Genomic DNA, 16,108 nt, shown 5'->3' on the forward strand with positions numbered 1-16,108 from the left:
CTAACAATACTTGTTCTTGAAATTAAATATGATATAATATTAAGGAAATTAGTATATAATATATTAAGAAAAATAAATTTAAAATAGATATAAGCTATACTATATAAAAAATAACCTATAATTATCAATTTTAAAGGGGGAAAATGTATGATAAAACAAGATATAGCAATGGGCCTTGTAAGAGTAACAGAAGCTGCAGCTCTATGTTCTTCTAAATATATGGGAAGAGGAGATAAAATTGCAGCAGACCAAGCAGCGGTAGATGGGATGGAGAAAGCTTTTTCTATGTTACCTATAAAGGGAACTGTAGTTATTGGAGAAGGAGAAATGGACGAGGCACCTATGCTTTATATAGGTCAAAAATTGGGAATAGGAACAGATGGAATGGAAGAAATGGATATAGCCGTGGATCCATTAGATGGAACTGTTCTTATAGCCAAAGGTTTACCTAATGCTGTATCAGTAATGGCTATGGGACCTAAAGGAAGTTTACTTAATGCACCAGATATGTATATGAAAAAAATTGCAGTAGGGGCTTCTGCAAAAGGTGTAATAGATATAAATAAAACAAATAAAGAAAATATTATAAATGTGGCAATGGCATTAAATAAAGATGTAACAGAACTTACTATAATGGTTCAAGAAAGAGAAAGACACAATGATATAATAAAAGATGCAAGAGAAGTTGGAGCAAGAGTTAAGCTCTTTTCAGAAGGTGACGTAGCAGCGGTTTTAGCATGTGGGTTTGAAAGTACAGGAGTAGATATGATGATGGGTACAGGAGGAGCACCAGAAGGCGTCATAGCGGCAGCTGCCATTAAATGTATGGGTGGAGATATGCAAGCTAAATTAGTTCCTCAAAACGAAGAAGAAATAAGAAGATGTAAATCCATGGGAATAGAAAATGTGGAGGCCACATTATATATAAATGATTTAGTAAAAAGTGATGATATATATTTTGCTGCAACAGCTGTTACGGATTCCGATTTATTAAAAGGAGTTGTATATTCTAAAAATAATTGGGCAACTACTCAATCTATAGTTATGAGATCTAAAACTGGAACAATAAGATTTGTAGATGCCCAACATCACCTATCAAGAAGTAATTTAGTATTATAATTAATAGTGAATAATTGAGGTAGATTTCCTTTTTTATTAGGAAATTTACCTTTTTTTCATCACATTACATAAATTTTCTTAATAAAATTATACATATTTATATAATATATATTATAATATATATGTTAAGTCTACAGATAGGAAAAAGTAATGGAGGTTGATCATGAAAAATAAAAAGAAATGGTGGTTTTTATTTGTAGCAGTAGCAGTTTTTACGTTTTTAGGAAGCTTTAATTTTGTTAAAGCAGAAGAAGTTTATGATGACAAAGGTGTAGAGTTAAATGTACATTCGAGAAAGTCTTGGACTGTAAAGTTTAACAATACACTAGATCCTGCCACTATAACAGGAGATAATATAGTGGTTTTAAACGAAAATGGTGGAAAAGTTCCTGTGAAATTAGAGATAGGATCTAAGGGTAAAACGGTAGTAGTCACGCCTTCAAAATCATATGATTTTGAAAAAAAATATAAAATGATCTTAAAGGATGGTGTAAAATCTAAATCAGGAAAGAAATTAATAAAATCTGCAAAATTAGATTTTACAATTAGAAATAAGGATGATGAATATAAAAGCTATACCGTTTGTATTGATGCAGGGCATGGAGGCGAAGATAGTGGTTATGTATCTCCTTATGGACTTAAAGAAAAATCTATAAACTTATCTGTGGCGTTAGAAGTTGGAAAGATGTTAGAGGAAAAAGGGATTAATGTAATTTACACTAGAAAAGATGATAATATCCCTTGGAGTAGTGATGAAGATCTTAACTATCGATTTAATATGGCAAACAATAATAAGGCTGATTATTTTGTGAGTATACATTGTAATTATAGTGATAACCCTATTGACAGCGGTATAGAAACATATTATAGAGATTGGGATTCTATTTCACAAAATTTAAGTAAAGCAGTACAAGATGAAGTAATAAACAATACCCAAGGAAGAAATAGAGGAATAAAACCAGCACTTCCAGAACATGAAATATTACTTGGTACGCAGGCTCATGCAATAATGGTGAATCTAGGATTTATGAGTAATGCTGAGGAAACTAATATACTAGCAGATAGTAATTTTCAATACAATGCAGCTTTAGGAATATCTAGAGGAATTCTAAATTCTCTAAATCTATCTGATAATACTAAAGAAAAGCCTATAATAAGCTCTATTAAAAATATAAGTGAGAATATAAGTACAGGTAGTTCTTATACATTACCTACTTTTGTACAAGCTACTATGAGTAATGGTAGTGTGAAAAAAGTAGGAGTTATATGGGATAATAAGAATGTAAACACAAGTGTTGCAGGAACGTATACTTATAAAGGAACAGTGGCAGGCTATAATCAACAAATAATACTTACTTTGAATGTAAAAGGACATAGTACAAATAACAATGTAGTAACCATAGATCCAGGTCACGGTATGGGAAGAGACACAGGTGCAGTTGGAGGAGTAGTAGAGGATGAAGTTGCATTAAAAGTTGGATTAAAGGTTGGTGCTATACTAGAAAAACATGGAGTAGATGTTGTATACACAAGAAAAACAGATCAGCGTTCAAAAAATGGTATGACCGTAAATGAGAGTTTGCAAAAGAGAGTTGATATATCCAATGCAGCTGGTGCAAGATATTTTGTAAGTATACATTGTAATTCTTTTGAGAGTTCTGGTGCTAGTGGAACAGAAACACTATATAATGTTGGGAACGAAGAAAGTAGAAGACTTGCTTTAGCTATACAAAATAATATAGTAAAAGAAGTTGGAACATATAATAGAGGATTAAAAGATGGAAATTGGCTGTATTTAGTTAATAACTCCAAAGCAACAGCTACGGTTTTAGCAGAGTTAGGGTTTGTCACAAATCCTTCTGATGTGGAAAAATTAAAAAGTGATGAATACTTAGATAAATATGCTAAAGCTATATCTAATGGAATACTTAAAACTATGGGTAAAATTTAAATTTTACCCTTTTCTTAAATTATAAGGAGGAGCAATTATGGGAGTTTTGGTTAAAAATCTAGTAGAAGATTTAAAATTAGAAGTATTAAATAAAGGCAAAGATGATATAGAATTGAATATAAGCGATATAAATAGACCAGGTCTTCAATTTTCAGGATTCTATAATTATTTTGCAAATGAAAGGGTACAACTTATAGGCAAAACTGAATGGAGTTTTTTAGATGTTATGAGTCCGGAACTTAGGAAGAAAAGAGTGGCTAAATTTTTTCAGTTTGAAACTCCCTGCGTAATAATTACAAGAAATTTGAAACCTCATAAAGAAGTATTAGAGAATTCAAGAAAATACAACAGATGGCTGTTAAACACTAGTAATATATCAACGAGATTTACCAGTAAACTAATGAATTATTTAGATGAAAAATTAGCTCCGGAAACAAGATTACACGGAGTTTTAGTGGACGTTTATGGCATAGGTATTCTTATTACTGGAGAAAGCGGTATAGGTAAAAGTGAAACGGCTCTAGAACTTATAAAAAGAGGGCATAGATTAGTGGCAGATGATGCTGTGGATATAAAAGAAATTGAAGGAAAGCTTATAGGAAGTTCTCCTTATGTAACTTCTGGTATGTTAGAAGTTAGGGGGCTAGGTATTATAGATGTCCCCTCTTTATATGGTTTAAGCTCTGTGTTAGATATAAAAACTATTGGAGTGATTATACACTTAGAACAATGGAAAAAGGATCAGGATTATGATAGATTAGGCATAGATGAAATTAATAGGGATATTTTAAATGTACCAGTAAGAAAAATAACTTTACCAATAAGACCTGGAAGAAATATTGCAGTAATAATAGAGGCAGCGGCCGCAAATTACAGATATAATCTAAATTCTAATAGTAGCCCAGTAGACACCATAGGAGCTAGAATGAAAGAAGAGAATCTCAAGAATAAATAAAAGTTAGGATGAAGTAGCATGATTGATAAAAAAGAACTAAGGGAAAAGAGTATGGTAAAAAGAGATGGTTTATCTAAAGATAAAATAAATGAATATGATGGAAATATATTTGAAAGAGTTATAGAAAGTAAATATTACAAAGAAGCAAATTGTATATTTATATTTGTGAGTTATAAATCAGAAGTACATACTCATGAAATTATAAAAAGAGCCCTAAAAGATAATAAAAGAGTATGTGTACCTAAAATAATATCTTTAAAAGATGGAATGGAAGTAATAGAAATAAAGAGTTTTTCAGAATTGAAGCCAGGGGAAAAAGGAATATTAGAGCCTGTAGATTTTTCTCGAAAAGTAGATCCTATGGAAATAGATATAGTTTTCACACCGGGATTAGCTTTTGATAATAAAGGGGGAAGACTAGGATATGGAGGGGGCTTTTATGATAAGTTTTTTAAAAGACTTAAAAAAGATACTCCTAAAGTTGGGTTAGCCTATTCTTTTCAAATTGTAGATTTTGTACCTATGTATGAATGGGATGTAAGAATTAATGATATAATAGTAAATGAGTAAATTTAAACCTAAATATATAAATGGAGGTGAATACTCTAATTAATTAGAGTGCGGATATGAAACAAAATATTTTAGAAAAAAAATATAATTATGTTTGGAATAATTATGATGAAAATGATATGAAAAATGTATTTGAAATAGCTGAAAGATATAAGAGATTTTTATCAGAATGTAAAACAGAAAGAGAGTGTATAAAAGAATTTATAAAAATAGCAGAAGAAAACGAATATAAAAATTTAGAAGATATATTTAGAAAAGGTGAAAAATTAAATCCAGGACAAAAGGTATATGTAAATAATAAAGATAAGACATTAGCTTTATTTGTAATTGGTAAAAAACCTATGGTGGAAGGAATGAATATACTTGGAGCTCATGTGGATTCTCCACGATTGGATTTAAAACAAAATCCTCTTTATGAAGATACAGATTTGGCTTTTTTTGAAACTCATTACTATGGCGGTATAAAAAAATATCAATGGGTAACACTTCCTTTAGCATTGCACGGAGTGGTTGTTAAAAAAGATGGAACTAAAAAAGAAATAGTAATAGGAGAAGAGGATGATGAGCCAGTTATAGGAATATCAGATCTTTTAATTCATCTAGCAGGAGATCAACTAGAAAAGAAGTTAAAAAAGGGAATAGAAGGAGAAGATTTAAATATACTAATAGGAAGTATTCCATTAAAGAATGGAGAGTCAAAAAATCCTGTTAAAGATAATATTTTAAAAATATTAAATGAAAAATATGATATATGCGAAGAAGACTTTGTATCAGCAGAATTGGAAGTTGTACCTGCGGGAAAAGCTAGAGATTATGGATTAGACAAAAGTATGGTAATAGGTTATGGTCAAGATGATAGAATTTGTTCCTATACTTCTTTTGAAGCTATAATGAGTTTAGAAAATACTGAAAAAACTTGTATTACTTTATTAGTTGATAAAGAGGAAATAGGAAGCGTTGGGGCTACAGGTATGCAATCGAAGTTCTTTGAAAATGCTGTAGCTGAAGTAATGGATTGTTCTAATCAATATAGTGAATTAAATTTAAGAAAAGCCTTAGCTAATTCTAGAATGCTATCTGCTGATGTAAGTGCAGCCTATGATCCAAATTATCCATCAGTAATGGAAAAAAGAAATGCGGCTTATTTTGGAAAAGGATTAGTATTTAATAAATATACAGGAGCTAGAGGAAAATCTGGTTGTAATGATGCTAATCCAGAATTTATTGCAGAACTAAGACGGATTATGGATGAACACAATGTGTATTGGCAAACAGCTGAACTTGGAAAAGTAGATCAAGGTGGAGGGGGGACTATAGCCTATATATTAGCTCACTATGGAATGGAAGTTATAGACTGTGGTATAGCTCTTCAAAATATGCATGCTCCTTGGGAAGTAGCAAGCAAGGCAGATATATATGAAGCCTTAAAAGGATACTATGCATTTTTGATTAGCTAACCAAAAATAGTGAATAACTAATAGTGAATAGTGAATAACTAAGGAGAACTTTTCCAGATAGTCATTACGAAAAGTTTTTAATTGTATATAATTCATGTTCGGTTAAAGATGAACATGGATACCATACTTGATAAAATTAAAATTTTTCAGAGCAAAGCGAAGAAAAATATCCATAATTATTCACTGTTAGTTGTTAGTTATTCATTATAAAAGGGTTCCACGTGAACCATGCAATGTTTTATATTTTCTATTTCACTTTCTATATTGTCATGAACTTTTGTAGCTATATTATGACTTTCCGCAACAGTCATTTCACTATTTACACATATTTCAATATCTACATATACTTTATTTCCAAACATTCTAGTTTTTAAATCATGGATACTTTTGACTCCAGTGATTTTTAAGGTTTCATCTTTAATTTTATTAATAATACCTTCATCTGCGGAAGTATCTACTAATTTTTTAACGGATTTTAGATAGAATTCAATAGCAACTTTTATAATACAGAAACTAACAACTATACCAGTTAAGGGATCTAAAATTTTAAAACCAGCTCTTGCACCAAAAATACCTAAAAAAGTACCTATTGAAGATAGAGCATCAGATCTATGATGCCATGCATCTGCTTCCATGGAAATACTGTCTATTTTTTTCGCAGTATTAATTGTATATCTATACATAAATTCTTTAAATATTATAGATATAAATGCAGCCATTAGAGCTATTCTACCTGGAGTGTTATAATTTCCACTTCTCAATATTTTTATTCCTTCATAAGCTATAAATATACCTGTTAAAAGTAAAAGAGTACTTATTATTTTAGCGAAAACAGGCTCAAACTTTTCGTGTCCGTAGGGGTGCTCCTTATCTTTTTCTTTATTTGAAATTTTTAATCCCAATATGACCATAAAAGTTGTAATTACATCTGAGAGAGTGTGTATACCATCAGCTATCATGGCGCTACTTTTACCTAATATACCTGCAACGACTTTAAATACACACAATATTATATTTAACAATATGGTGATTAAAGAAACTTTTTTACCTTCTTCATAAATATTCATAATATATCCTCCGAGTTTTCAAATGATAATATCATTATATTAGATTTTCTTGATAATGTCCATGATTCACATGAAAAAAATAATGAAATATATTATCAATTGATAACAACATTCCTTGTCAATTTGGTATAAAGTTGTAGCTATTTTTTAATATATACATATTGTGTATTATATGAAGAGATTTTATTTTAGTCAGGAGGAAAAGAATATCCATATAAAATTTATAGTTTGTGGTTTTCTCTATTGTATAATAATGGATTGTATTTATTGGTGTGAATTTAATAGTTTTCTAAATTGGACTAATTATTGTAGTGAAATATATTCAAAACATAAAAAAGAGAATAGAGAGAATGATCAAGCCTTGGAGGTGGAAATGAAAGAGCATATTGATAAAAATAAATCTCAGATTTATAAATATAAGTTACAAGATGTAAATTTTCCATATTATGAAGAAATAATTTATGAAAAGGAAGATTATGAAAAAATAATAGAGGTGGAAATTATAGAAGAACTTTATGAAAAAGTAATAGAAGTGGAAAACATAGGAGAATCTTATGAAAAAGTAATAGAAGTTAGGAATATAGGAGAATCTCATGAAAAGGTGGTAGAAGAGGAAAATATAGAAAAATCTCAAAAAGAGCATATACAAATTAACCAATTAGGTTGTGAAGTGGATATACCAATAGATAAAATAGTAGCTTTTATCCATAATATCACATAAAAATATTAAAAGTAACAATTTAAGATTAAAAACATAATATAGAGTAAAGACTAAAAAGAGTCTGAAAATATACTACTATAGGAGGTAAAGTGAAATGCCTATTGGAGAAGATACTTTTGCAGATCACTTGGAAGATTTTGTGGGAAAAGTAGTTACAATCTTTACTACTAGCGGAGGAGATTCAGGAGCTGGATTTACAGGAGTTCTTTTAGCAGTTAATGAAGATTTTGTAAGACTTTTAACTAGAATGGGACCAGCACCTGCATGTGCTCTTGGAAACTGTTGTTCAGGTATTCAAGAGGGTGTAGAACCCGGACAAAGTGTACCAGGAGGACCTATTTGTGGAGGAACTAACACTGGATCAATAGCAGATATTCCTATTGATAGAATAGCATCCTTTGCTCATAATACCATATAGATTTATTTAATATAATAAGAAACTAAAGAAATTTTAAAATAAAAAAGCTAGTTGATATATTAATAAAAAACTAATATATCCAACTAGTTTTTTATCGTGGTATTAAAAAATTACATAGATTATATAAATTATAGGAATAGGGTATAGAGGATGTGTTTATATAATCCATTTTATGATAACCATCCCAAGAATGTATTGATACATAGTTTTCGTTATATACATTAATTACAAACTTTTCATTATGAAATATAAGAAACATCTTATAGGGCGGATTTTTAGGCACTTTTTTTTCATCGTATAAAATAAAGGAATTTTTATTAATATTGTTTAAGAAATTTTTTATAATTGAAAGATGTTCTTTTTGTAAATTTTCTTCTCTGTAGAAATTAGTATCTACTATTAGACATTGATAATTAGGTTGTGAATTTATATTTTCTATTAACTTATTTGTATAATGATTTAGCTCTTTGTTTTTTTTAGGAAGCTTAAAATTTCCTATAGAAAAGTTTATAAATATAAAGGATATAGAAGAAACTAATAATATAAAAAAAATATATTTTCTTTTCAATTAAATCACCTTTAAAAAGTATTTATATTAAAAGAATATGAGAAGCATTTATATAATATTCTTTGATTCGCAGCATAAAAAAATAGACTTAAAAGCTTTTGTTTAATAAACAACTAAAATAAATTCAAGGCAGCCTACCGGCTTGCGACACAGTCGCTAGATTAATAGTAAATAATTAAAATAAATTATTATATTATATAACAGTTCATTTATTTTAAATCTTGATGTATTTTATAAAATTAAAATTTTTTTGTAATGTCAATGGAGAAAAAATGTCCATAATTGTTCATTAGCAAAAGTTTTGCTTTGCGAAATTTTTATTTTGTGTATTGATTAACAAATGAATAAATATTATAATAATATTTACATACCCCATAATGGTACTAACAGGAGTGATTTCTATGGACAATGAGAATTTAGTGAAAAAAGATTTACAAAATAGATTAAAGAGAATAGAGGGTCAAGTTAAGGGTATTCAAAATATGTTGGAAAGAGATGCTGGGTGTAAAGAGGTTTTGATTCAAATTGCTGCAATTAGAGCTGCAATAAATAAAGTAGGGAGCTTAATACTTCAAAACTATGCTAAAGGTTGTTTTGTGCAAGATGCTGAATCTATGCCTGAAGAGAAGATAGATGAATTGATATCAACTTTGACCATGTTTATGAAATAAAAGGGAAGATATTAAAGTTTAGAATATCAAAAAAGGATTAAAGTAAAACTAATTTTACTTTAATCCTTTTTTATATGTTTTATAATAGTTTATTAGTTTTACTATAGACGAAACTAATATAATTCCAATGGCAATAACTCCAGCTATAGTGAGAGTGATAAGACCTTCTGAAAGAGCTTTATTAATATCACCTTTTATAGTTTCTAGCATAGTGTAATACATTCCACTTCCTGGAACTAAAGGGATTATAGCACAAATTAAGATGGTTGTTACAGGAGTTTTTAATATTCTAGCCATGGTTTCGGAATAAATAGCAACTACTATAGAAGCATAAAAAAAAGAAAGTATTGTGGAAAAATCTAACTTTAAAGAAAAGCTATATACAAACCATCCTAATCCACCACCAACAGCAGCAAAAAAGGTGTTTCTGCCTTTTATGTTGAAAAGTATACTAAAAGCAAAGGTGGCTATAAAAGCAAAAAAAGAATGTAGAAGTATCATTGATATTTTCCTCCTAAATAAAGCCATAATGAAAAAACAACACCACTACCTAGAGCAATAGCTATTGCAATTAAGAAAGCTTCAGAGGCACGAGTAAGACCTGTTATTAAGTCCCCCTCTATGGTATCTCTTATTGCATTTGTTATAATTAATCCAGGAACCAAAAGCATTACAGAACCTATTACTATGTGATCTGTACTATGTCCAACTCCAATAGAAGTTCCTAATAGAGCTATAAAAGATGCAATAGCCCCTCCTAAGGCATTTATAAAAAAAGAATTTGTTTGAATTTTACATAAAAGTATAGAAAAAAATTGTATAATTGGGCCTATGAAAAGAGATACTAAAAAATCTCTACTATTTCCTCCATAAACTAAGGTAAAAAAACCTGCAACTATGGAAGAAGCTATAAAGATAGTTTTCTTACTATACTTTTCGGATTTATTTATATTTTCAAGTGAAGCTTGAACTAATGCTAAAGAAAGGTTTTTAGTACATATATCTCTAGAGAGATTATTTACTCTAGAGACTTTATCTAAATCTACAGTACGAGATTTAATTCTTTTGACTTTTGATATGGTATTATTATTTTCATCTGTAGCGGAGATTATTATGCCTGTAGGTGTAGCAAATACATCTACCTCTTTTAACCTGTAGGATACACAAATTCTATAAACAGTTTCTTCTACTCTATATATTTCTGCTCCACTTTGGAGCATTATTTCACCTGCAAAGGTAGATAAATGAAGTATTCTAGTTATATCCATAAAATACACCTGTCCTATTTTATTCTACTTTGATAAGTTTTAATATATTATACCATATTCCATAGAACATGGTAAGAAAAAGCTTTGAATAGTGCAAGTATAATTGCAGGCTATAATTTAAATGAAATAGTATGTCGAAATTCATTCATTTGTTTCACTATTACTACAATATTAGTTTTCCACATAAAATAATGTATAATATAGATAGTATGGATACAAGCTGGGTTTTAAAGATAAGGCATAGATTTCAAATTAGCCAAAAACTCTTGACATGGTTCACATAACAATTTAATATTGAGGATGGACATTGTTTATGATTTAACTATATTTTGCAGTTAATTAAGTGTAAATTAAGAGATAGGAGGGTCTTTATGGAAATATTAACGTTTAAAAATGGAGTACATCCTCCTCATGGTAAACATTACAGTGAAAACAAAGCAATTGAAGAATATTTACCAGAGGGAGATATAGTTATTCCTATGTCACAGCATATTGGTGCACCAGCAGAACCTATAGTTAAAAAAGGAGATAGGGTTTTAGTTGGACAAAAAATAGGTGAAGCAAAGGGATTTATTTCTGCAAACGTTCACGCCAGTGTTTCAGGTACTGTTAAGAATGTATCAGAAATAACTCAATTTAATGGTGCTAAGTGCAAAGCTGTTATCATAGAAAATGATGGACAGTATGAAGAAGTGGAAACCCAAAAAAGGGATTACACAAAATTATCTAATGAAGAAATAATAAATATAGTAAAAGAAGCAGGTATAGTAGGTATGGGAGGAGCAACTTTCCCTACAAATGTAAAGTTAACTCCACCACCAGATAAAAAAATAGAATATATAGTAGTAAATGCTGCTGAATGCGAACCTTACTTAACTTGTGACCACAGAATGATGTTAGAACATAGTAAGGAAATAATTAAAGGATTAAAGGTAATACTTAAATTATTCCCAAATGCTAAAGGTCTTATAGGAATTGAAGACAATAAGCCAAATGCTATAAAAGCTATGAAAGAAGCAGCTAGTGGTGAAGAAAGAATAGAAGTTAAATCTGTTAAAACTAAATATCCTCAAGGAGCAGAAAAACAATTAATATATGCTTTAATTGGGAAAGAAGTTCCATCAGGCGGATTACCAGCTGATGCAGGATGTATTGTTCAAAACGTAGATACAGTATATGAGATATACAATGCAGTAGTAAATGGAAAAGCTCTTGTTTCAAGAGTAGTTACAGTAACAGGAGATGCTATAAAAGAACCTAAAAATATTAGATTTAGAATAGGAACTTCTGTAAAAGAATTAGTAGAAGCTGCAGGCGGTTTCTTAGAAGAACCTTATAAAGTAATCTCAGGTGGACCTATGATGGGAATAGCTATGTATTCATTAGATGTACCAGCAGCAAAGGGAACATCTGGAATATTATGCTTAACTAAAAAGGTTGCAGAAATCGAAGATGAATCAAATTGTATAAATTGTGGTAAATGTGTACAAGTTTGCCCAATGAATTTAATTCCAACAAAACTTGCAGTAGCATCATCTATAAGAAATTATGATATGTTTAATGAGTTTAATGGAAGAGATTGTATTGAATGTGGATGTTGTTCTTTCATATGTCCAGCAAGAAGACATTTATTGCAAAGAATACGTTCAGGTAAAAAAGCAGCATCTAGAAAGAAATAATTTTAGAGAGGTGAATTTTAATGTCTGAAACAACAATGTATACAGTGTCATCATCTCCACATATACGTGAAAAAGACACTACACAATCTATAATGAGAGATGTTATTATAGCATTATTACCAGCTACAGTTGCAGGTGTATATTTCTTTAAAATGGAAGCATTACTAGTTATACTTGCATCAGTAATATCCTGTGTATTAGCGGAATACATATGGCAAAAAGCAACTAAACAAAAAGTTACAATAAGTGACTTAAGTGCAGTTGTTACAGGATTATTATTAGCATTTAACTTACCGGCATCAGTGCCATTATGGTTACCAGTAATTGGAGGATTTTTCTCTATTATTATTGTAAAACAATTTTTTGGTGGCTTAGGTCAAAATGTAGTTAACCCAGCATTAGCAGGAAGAGCAATGTTACTTGCTTCTTGGCCAGTTCAAATGACAACTTGGACTTTAGATGGAGCTACAACTGCTACACCACTTGCAATATTAAAGGGAGCTGAAGCAACTGGAGCAACTCTACCAGGAGTAATGGATGCTTTTATAGGACATGTTGGTGGATGTATAGGAGAAACTTCAGCTTTAGCATTACTTTTAGGCGGAGCTTATCTTCTATATAAAAGAGTAATTGACTGGAAAATACCAGTAACTTTTATAGGAACTACTTTAATAATAACTGCTATTGCAGGAAGATCAGGAAATGTAATTTATGAATTATTTGTAGGTGGATTAATGATAGGGGCTATATTTATGGCAACTGACTATGCAACTTGTCCAATTACACCAAAAGGAAGAATTATATTTGGTATTGGATGCGGAATTATTACTTCTCTTATACGTATATTTGGTGGATATCCAGAAGGAGTATCTTACTCTATACTTATTATGAACTTATTTGTTCCACTTATAGAAAGATGGACAACACCTAGAACATTTGGGAAGGTGAAGTAATATGAAGAAAAATGGTATTTTAAAATTAGGTATTGTTTTATTAATTATAGCAGGTGTCTGTGGATTAATACTTGGTGGTATTAATCAAGTAACAGCAGAGCCTATAGCTATTCAAGCTAAGAAAACTATAGACGAAGCAAATAAAGAAATACTTCCAGTAGCATCTACTTTTGAAGAGAAGAAGGATGTAGAATTAGATGAAGGAATATTATCTTTATCAGAAGGTAAAGAAGGTTCTGAAGTTAAGGGATATACTATAAAAGTTGCACCTAAAGGATATGGTGGTGCTATTGAAATGATGGTTGGTATATCAACAGAGGGGAAAATTACTGGTATAAAGGTTTTAAATCATTCAGAAACACCAGGACTTGGAGCTCATGCTGATAGCCCAGATTTTTCAGATCAATATAAGGATAAGCCAACTGAAAAACTTTCAGTAGTTAAAGGAACTGCATCAAAGGATACTGAAATAGCAGCTATAACAGGTGCTACAATAACAAGTAATGCAGTAACAGATGGGGTTAATAAAGCAATAGAATTTTATAACTCCAAATTGAAAGGAGGAAATTAATAATGTCAATGGGTGATAGATTATACAATGGTATTATTAGAGAAAATCCAACTTTTGTTCAGGTATTAGGAATGTGTCCAACCCTAGCGGTAACTTCAAGTGCTATGAATGGGGCAGGAATGGGATTATCAACAACTGTTGTATTAATAGGATCAAACGTAGCTATATCATTACTTAGAAAAGTTATTCCAGATGAAATTCGTATACCGGCATATATAACTATAATAGCTACTTTTGTTACAGTGTTGCAATTTTTACTTAAAGCATATCTTCCAGATTTAAATAAGTCTTTAGGTATATTTATACCACTTATAGTTGTTAACTGTATTATACTTGGAAGAGCGGAAGCTTATGCATCAAAAAATGGTATAGTAAGCTCGTTATTTGATGGTTTGGGAATGGGATTAGGATTTACTTTATCCTTAACTGTACTAGGAATAATAAGAGAATTATTAGGAAATGGAACAGTATTTGGTTGGAGATTAATGCCACAAGCATATAATCCAGCACTAATAATGATACTTGCACCTGGAGCTTTCTTTACATTAGGAATATTATTGGCAATATTAAATGCTAGAAAATTAAAGAAAGCTAAAAACAATTAAAAATAAGTTGAAGCTTATTTTATAAGAAAGGTGGATTTTAAAGGATATGAAGATATTTACCATATTTTTAAGTGCGCTATTAGTTAATAACTTCGTTTTATCTAGATTCTTAGGAATATGTCCTTTCCTTGGTGTTTCCAAAAAAGTAGAAACTGCTACAGGAATGGGGGCAGCAGTTACGTTTGTTATGGCGTTAGCGTCTATTATGACTTATTTAGTTGAAAAATTTATACTAGTAAAATTTGAGATAACATATTTATCAACATTGGCATTTATACTTGTTATAGCATCTCTAGTTCAATTTGTTGAGATGGTAATTAAAAAGGTAAGTCCTGATTTGTATAAAGCATTAGGTATATTCTTACCTTTAATAACAACAAACTGTGCTGTTCTAGGAGTTGCAGTTATTAACAGTGATGAAGGATATACTTTAATTGAATCATTAGTAAACTCTGTAGGAGCGGCACTAGGATTTACATTAGCCCTTGTTTTACTTGCAGGAATTAGAGAAAAGTTAGATACTAACGAATATATACCAGAAGCACTAAAAGGTCTACCAATAACACTTGTTACAGCAGGATTAATGGCTATAGCGTTTCTAGGATTCCAAGGACTAATATAAAGTAAAAGTTTAGGAGGTGTTAACGTGGATTTAAATAATTTAATAGCCCCTGTCTTAAGTTTAGGGGGACTTGGTATAATTTTCGGTGCTCTATTAGGATATGCATCAAAGAAATTTGCTGTAGAAGTTGATCCAAGAGTACCTCAAGTAAGAGATGCTCTTCCAGGAGCAAACTGTGGTGGTTGTGGATTTGCAGGTTGTGATGCTTATGCAGATGCAGTTGTAAATGCAGGAGCTTCACCGAGTGGATGTCCTGTTGGAGGAGCTGCATGTGCTAGTAAAATAGCAGAAATAATGGGAGTAACAGTGGATACATCCGAGCCTAAAAAAGCATATGTAAAATGTCAAGGAACATGTAATAATGCTAAAGAAAAATATGAATATTATGGAGCAATGACCTGTGTGGATGCTGCTAATATTCCAGGAGCAGGTTCTAAACAATGCTCATATGGATGTATGGGACTTGGAAGTTGTACTCAAGTGTGTTTATTTGATGCTATAACTATAGAAGATGGAATAGCTGTTATAGATGAAGAAAAATGTACAGGCTGTGGAGCTTGTGTAGATATATGTCCTAAGGCTGTTATTGAATTAACACCAATGTCAAAGAAAGTACGTATTGCTTGTAATTCACATGATAAGGGAATTTCAGTTAAGAATTCATGTGCTGTTGGATGTATATCCTGTGGTCTTTGTGCGAGAAATTGTCCAGTAGAAGCTATAGAAATGGTAGATAATTTACCAGTTATAAACTATGACAAATGTGTTCAATGCGGAATTTGTGTAAAGAAATGTCCTACAAAAGCTATTGCAAATCTTAAGAAAGATCAAAAGGTAGCTCCAAAAGCTAAACCAGCAACTGAAGTTAAAGAAGCTAAGAAAACTGAAGATAAATAAAAAAATCTGTGTTCCA

Annotated in this window: 18 protein-coding genes; 14 read left to right on the forward strand and 4 right to left on the reverse strand. The window is 30.5% G+C overall.

What is annotated here, in order from left to right; all coding sequences use genetic code 11:
- Positions 1 to 147: 147 nt before the first annotated feature.
- The 5 genes from glpX (at position 148) to B5D21_RS03190 (ending at position 6,052) form a co-directional block, all read left to right on the forward strand.
- Positions 148 to 1,119 carry a class II fructose-bisphosphatase gene (gene glpX, locus B5D21_RS03170; protein ID WP_011099256.1) on the forward strand — a complete coding sequence of 324 codons (972 nt, stop codon included), beginning with the start codon at positions 148 to 150 and terminating at the stop codon, positions 1,117 to 1,119.
- A gap of 163 nt (positions 1,120 to 1,282) precedes the next feature.
- Positions 1,283 to 3,070 (forward strand): N-acetylmuramoyl-L-alanine amidase, encoded by a 1,788-nt coding sequence (locus B5D21_RS03175; protein ID WP_035125334.1) that lies wholly within the window; start codon positions 1,283 to 1,285, stop codon positions 3,068 to 3,070.
- A 37-nt stretch (positions 3,071 to 3,107) separates the two neighbouring features.
- Complete coding sequence (gene hprK / locus B5D21_RS03180) at positions 3,108 to 4,025, forward strand: HPr(Ser) kinase/phosphatase (RefSeq protein WP_011099258.1); 918 nt, start codon at positions 3,108 to 3,110, stop codon at positions 4,023 to 4,025.
- Positions 4,026 to 4,043: 18 nt separating this feature from the next.
- Entirely contained in the window at positions 4,044 to 4,595 is a 552-nt protein-coding gene (locus tag B5D21_RS03185) for a 5-formyltetrahydrofolate cyclo-ligase (RefSeq protein WP_011099259.1), read from the forward strand.
- Between the two features lie 56 nt (positions 4,596 to 4,651).
- On the forward strand, positions 4,652 to 6,052 hold the full coding sequence (locus B5D21_RS03190; RefSeq protein ID WP_011099260.1) for an aminopeptidase: 1,401 nt from the start codon (positions 4,652 to 4,654) through the stop codon (positions 6,050 to 6,052).
- 197 nt (positions 6,053 to 6,249) lie between these two features.
- On the opposite strand, the gene B5D21_RS03195 is transcribed toward B5D21_RS03190, so the two are convergent.
- Positions 6,250 to 7,119: a cation diffusion facilitator family transporter gene (locus B5D21_RS03195; protein WP_011099261.1), complete on the reverse strand. Its 870-nt coding sequence runs from the start codon at positions 7,117 to 7,119 to the stop codon at positions 6,250 to 6,252.
- A 172-nt stretch (positions 7,120 to 7,291) separates the two neighbouring features.
- On the opposite strand from B5D21_RS03195, the gene B5D21_RS13885 reads away from it, so the two are divergent.
- Both B5D21_RS13885 and B5D21_RS03205 read left to right on the forward strand, forming a co-directional pair.
- Complete coding sequence (locus B5D21_RS13885; protein WP_128993683.1) at positions 7,292 to 7,840, forward strand: hypothetical protein; 549 nt, start codon at positions 7,292 to 7,294, stop codon at positions 7,838 to 7,840.
- 94 nt (positions 7,841 to 7,934) lie between these two features.
- Positions 7,935 to 8,258, forward strand: coding sequence for an LSm family protein (locus tag B5D21_RS03205; protein ID WP_011099263.1), 324 nt, complete (start codon positions 7,935 to 7,937; stop codon positions 8,256 to 8,258).
- Between the two features lie 91 nt (positions 8,259 to 8,349).
- Here B5D21_RS03205 and B5D21_RS03210 read toward each other — a convergent pair whose 3' ends face one another.
- Positions 8,350 to 8,826 carry a DUF4883 family protein gene (locus B5D21_RS03210; RefSeq protein WP_011099264.1) on the reverse strand — a complete coding sequence of 159 codons (477 nt, stop codon included), beginning with the start codon at positions 8,824 to 8,826 and terminating at the stop codon, positions 8,350 to 8,352.
- 401 nt (positions 8,827 to 9,227) lie between these two features.
- Here B5D21_RS03210 and B5D21_RS03215 point away from each other — a divergent pair, with 401 nt between their 5' ends.
- The gene (locus tag B5D21_RS03215) at positions 9,228 to 9,497 is read left to right on the forward strand and encodes a metal-sensitive transcriptional regulator (RefSeq protein WP_035110094.1); all 270 of its coding nucleotides are present in this window, start codon (positions 9,228 to 9,230) and stop codon (positions 9,495 to 9,497) included.
- Positions 9,498 to 9,551: 54 nt separating this feature from the next.
- Here B5D21_RS03215 and B5D21_RS03220 read toward each other — a convergent pair whose 3' ends face one another.
- Together B5D21_RS03220 and B5D21_RS03225 are read right to left on the reverse strand one after the other, a co-directional pair.
- A complete protein-coding gene (locus B5D21_RS03220) occupies positions 9,552 to 9,995 on the reverse strand; it encodes a threonine/serine exporter family protein (RefSeq protein ID WP_035110492.1) in 444 nt (147 codons plus the stop codon).
- The gene (locus tag B5D21_RS03225; protein ID WP_035125330.1) at positions 9,995 to 10,765 is read right to left on the reverse strand and encodes a threonine/serine exporter family protein; all 771 of its coding nucleotides are present in this window, start codon (positions 10,763 to 10,765) and stop codon (positions 9,995 to 9,997) included. Before B5D21_RS03225 ends, B5D21_RS03220 begins: the two co-directional genes overlap by 1 nt.
- A 371-nt stretch (positions 10,766 to 11,136) precedes the next feature.
- Here B5D21_RS03225 and rsxC point away from each other — a divergent pair, with 371 nt between their 5' ends.
- Genes rsxC through rnfB form a run of 6 tightly spaced genes read left to right on the forward strand, consistent with a single transcriptional unit; the run spans position 11,137 to position 16,092 of the window.
- On the forward strand, positions 11,137 to 12,444 hold the full coding sequence (gene rsxC / locus B5D21_RS03230; protein WP_035125328.1) for an electron transport complex subunit RsxC: 1,308 nt from the start codon (positions 11,137 to 11,139) through the stop codon (positions 12,442 to 12,444).
- A gap of 20 nt (positions 12,445 to 12,464) precedes the next feature.
- A complete protein-coding gene (locus B5D21_RS03235) occupies positions 12,465 to 13,397 on the forward strand; it encodes an RnfABCDGE type electron transport complex subunit D (RefSeq protein WP_011099268.1) in 933 nt (310 codons plus the stop codon).
- A gap of 1 nt (position 13,398) precedes the next feature.
- Entirely contained in the window at positions 13,399 to 13,968 is a 570-nt protein-coding gene (locus B5D21_RS03240; protein WP_011099269.1) for an RnfABCDGE type electron transport complex subunit G, read from the forward strand.
- A 2-nt stretch (positions 13,969 to 13,970) separates the two neighbouring features.
- Positions 13,971 to 14,573 carry an electron transport complex subunit RsxE gene (gene rsxE, locus B5D21_RS03245; RefSeq protein ID WP_011099270.1) on the forward strand — a complete coding sequence of 201 codons (603 nt, stop codon included), beginning with the start codon at positions 13,971 to 13,973 and terminating at the stop codon, positions 14,571 to 14,573.
- 46 nt (positions 14,574 to 14,619) lie between these two features.
- Positions 14,620 to 15,195, forward strand: a complete 576-nt coding sequence (gene rsxA / locus B5D21_RS03250) for an electron transport complex subunit RsxA (RefSeq protein WP_011099271.1) — start codon at positions 14,620 to 14,622, stop codon at positions 15,193 to 15,195.
- 24 nt (positions 15,196 to 15,219) lie between these two features.
- Positions 15,220 to 16,092 (forward strand): RnfABCDGE type electron transport complex subunit B, encoded by an 873-nt coding sequence (rnfB, locus tag B5D21_RS03255; protein ID WP_011099272.1) that lies wholly within the window; start codon positions 15,220 to 15,222, stop codon positions 16,090 to 16,092.
- Positions 16,093 to 16,108 lie beyond the last annotated feature (16 nt).

The sequence above is a fragment of the Clostridium tetani genome (assembly GCF_900167265.1).
Taxonomy (GTDB): Bacteria; Bacillota; Clostridia; order Clostridiales; family Clostridiaceae; genus Clostridium_G; species Clostridium_G tetani.